This window comes from Sphingopyxis sp. (assembly GCF_035250425.1).
Classification (GTDB): Bacteria; Pseudomonadota; Alphaproteobacteria; order Sphingomonadales; family Sphingomonadaceae; genus Sphingopyxis.
In genome coordinates, this window is record NZ_DATFFD010000075.1 from 1 (window position 1) to 3,101 (window position 3,101).

The following is a 3,101-nucleotide window of genomic DNA, read 5'->3' on the forward strand; positions in this document are numbered from 1 at the left end:
CGACGCCTTTGCGGCGACGGCATCGCGCCGGTCGCGCAGATCCTGCACGCCGAGCTCGACTTGCGGGCGCTGCGCGGCGAGTTCGTCGAGGCGGTTCTGGCGTTGCAGCCGCTCGGTCGCGGTCGCGCCGTCGCCGCGCGTGACGAAGCCGTCCCAGCGGCGCATCACGCCGTCGACGGTGACGAGGCGCTGACCGACCGCGAGCGGCTGGCCGGCATCGGTATCGGCGACCGCGACCTGCGCGAGACGGCGCGCGAGCGCGGCGGGCGCCTTCACATATTCGGCGAGCGCCTTGATGCCGGCGGGCAGCGCGGGGTCGGTCCTGGCCGTATCGGCGCCGCCCCAGCTGCGCGCCGCATCCTTGTCGGTCCCGGCGTCGAGGTCGTCGCCGAGCGCGGCGGCGAGCGCGGCTTCATAGCCCGGCGCGACGCGGAGCTGGTCGAGAATGCGGTCGGCATCGCTGCGCGCCGCGGCGAGCGCGCGTTCGAGCGTCGACGCCTCGCCTTCGAGCGCGGCGAGCGCGGTGCGTGCTTCGGCGAGGCCCGCCTCGATGCCCGCAAGGTCCGCGGCGGTCGCCTCGCGATCGGCCTCGGCTTCGTGCAGCGCGGTTTCGGCGGCGGCGATCGCGGCTTCGGCGGCTTCGGCGGCGGTCTTGCTGTCGGTGAGCGTTACGGCGAGCGCGGCGTTGTCGCCGAGCGCGGCAACCTCGGCGTCGACGCGCGCCTTGTCTCCCGCGACGCGGCGGACCGCGGCTTGGGCGCTGTCCACCGCCGATATCGCGATGCGCCGGTCGGCGGCTTCGCTCGCCGCCTTGGCGCGCGCCTGCGCCAGCGCCACCTCGGCATCGCGGAGGCGCGCCTGTGCCGCGAGACTGGCTTCGGCGAGGGTGGCTTTGCTCGCGTCGTGCCCGGCGATCTCCTGTCCCAGCGTTTTGGTCTCGGCGTCGAGCGCGGTGAGCGCTCCATGCGCCTCGCGCGCGAGTTCGCCTTCGTGTGCGCGGTCATCGGCGATGCGCCGTTGCTGCGCCGCCAGATCCTCGAGCCGCTGCAGCGCCGCGCGCTCCTCGCCCTGCAAGCGCACCTGGTTCGCGGTCGCCTCGGCAAGCGCGTCGCGCTGCGCCTGCGCATCGCCGCGCGCCGCGGCGACGCGGGTGGCGACCTCGGTTTGCGCCTTGGAGATGGTTTCAAGCTCGTCCTGCGCGGTCTTGACCGCCGCCTCGGCGGCGTCGGCATCGCGGCGCGCCTGATCGGCGGCGGCGGCGGCGTCGCGCCAGCGCGCATAGATCAGGCGTCCTTCGGCGATGCGAATATCGTCGGAGAGCTTCTTGTATTTTTCCGCCGCGCGCGCCTGGCGGCGTAGCGCGTTCGCGCGCACTTCCATGTCGGCGACGATTTCGGAAAGGCGCGTGAGGTTGGTTTCGGTCGCGCGCAATTTCTGCTCGGCATCCTTGCGGCGGACGTGGAGCCCCGCGATGCCCGCGGCTTCCTCCAGCATCGCGCGGCGGTCGGTCGGCTTGGCGGCGATGACGTTGGCGATCTTGCCCTGGCTGACGAGCGCGGGGCTGTGCGCGCCGGTCGCGGCGTCGGCGAAGATCAGCGCGACGTCTTTCGCGCGCACGTCGCGGCCATTGGCGCGATAGGCGCTGCCGGCGCCGCGCTCGATGCGGCGGATGACTTCCAGATCGTCGCCGTCCGCGGCATCCGACAGGCCGGCGACCAATGCGCCTTCGGTGTCGCAATGAAGCGCGACCTCGGCGAAATCGCGTGCGGGGCGCGACGAGGTGCCGGCGAAGATGACATCCTCCATCCCGCCGCCGCGCATCGACTTGGGGCTGGATTCGCCCATCACCCAGCGGATCGCCTCGAGCAGGTTCGACTTGCCGCAGCCATTGGGGCCGACGACGCCGGTCAAGCCGGGCTCGATGCGCAGTTCGGTGGGTTCGACGAAGCTTTTGAAACCGGTGAGGCGCAGGCGTTTTATCTGCACGAGCGCGCCCCGTGCAGTTCATCGAATCGCGGATGTTGCAACCTTGTCGTCACATATCCCCCATGAAGCCGTCATGCCGCGTGGAGCGATGAGTCGCAAGGGCAGGCTGTGAGACAATCCTCCCTGTCGCGTAGCGATGGGGAGGTGGCAGCCCGAAGGGCTGACGGAGGGGCCGGCAACGCGGCGTTGCTGCCCCTCCACCACTCGCTACGCGAGCGGTCCCCCTCCCCACGGCTACGCCGCAGGGAGGATCAAGATCGTCAGCGTGCGCCCATCGTGCGCAGGCGGTCGCGGAGCAGACCCCACGCGGCGACGCCTTCGACAACCTGGCCGTTGATGATGAAGGTCGGCGTGCCGGTGATCTGATATTTCTCGACCCCGGCGTTGGTGCCCTTTTCGATCGCCTCGACATTTTCGACCTTGGCGAGACACTGCTGGATCGTTGCGGCGGGAACCCCGCGCTGCTGATAGAATTGGTCGATGCCCCAGCCCTTGGCGAGCGCGGTAAAGCGCTGCGCGGGGGGCAGCTTCATCGCTTCCTCGATCCCCGGCGCCGGCTTCGACGGACCGGCGATGAACGCCTCATGCTCGAGGAAGGTCGCGTCGGCGAGCGGGAAGAAGCGATCGGGGCCGGTGCATTTGACGATCGCGCCGGCGATCGCGTCGACGGGGTGGAGCATGAACGGCGTCAGCTTGTACGAGACGCGGCCAGTATCGACGAAGTCGCGCTTCAGCTCTTCGTGCGAATCCTTGGCGAACTGCGCACAGTGACCGCAGGTGAAGGCGCCATATTCCTCGAGTTTGATCGGCGCATCGGGGTTGCCCATCACGACGCCGTCGCCGTCGACGCGCACGACCTGCGACCAGCTCTTGCCGGCCGGCGGCGCGACCTTGGCGACCACGGACTGTTCCTTGGAGGGGTCGGTCGCGCCGTCGCCGCAACCGGCGAGGGCGAGCGCGCCGAGCGAAGACAAAAGGGCGATACGAAGCGATGCGGTCATATTCTTACTTTCTCCACAGAACGGGAATGCGGCGCTTTTAAGCGGCCTTGATCGCGAGGTCGAGTTTCGATTTGAGTGCGGGCCATGCGGTGACCCCGGCATTGCGGCCATTGA

At 69.9% G+C, this 3,101-nt stretch carries 2 protein-coding genes; both read right to left on the reverse strand.

The features are described 5' to 3' along the window. A partial coding sequence (locus tag VJ811_RS04760) for an AAA family ATPase (protein ID WP_324071132.1) occupies positions 1-1,986 on the reverse strand: 1,986 nt, incomplete at its 3' end. A gap of 260 nt (positions 1,987-2,246) precedes the next feature. Beyond that, positions 2,247-2,987, reverse strand: coding sequence for a DsbA family protein (locus tag VJ811_RS04765; RefSeq protein ID WP_324071133.1), 741 nt, complete (start codon positions 2,985-2,987; stop codon positions 2,247-2,249). Positions 2,988-3,101 lie beyond the last annotated feature (114 nt).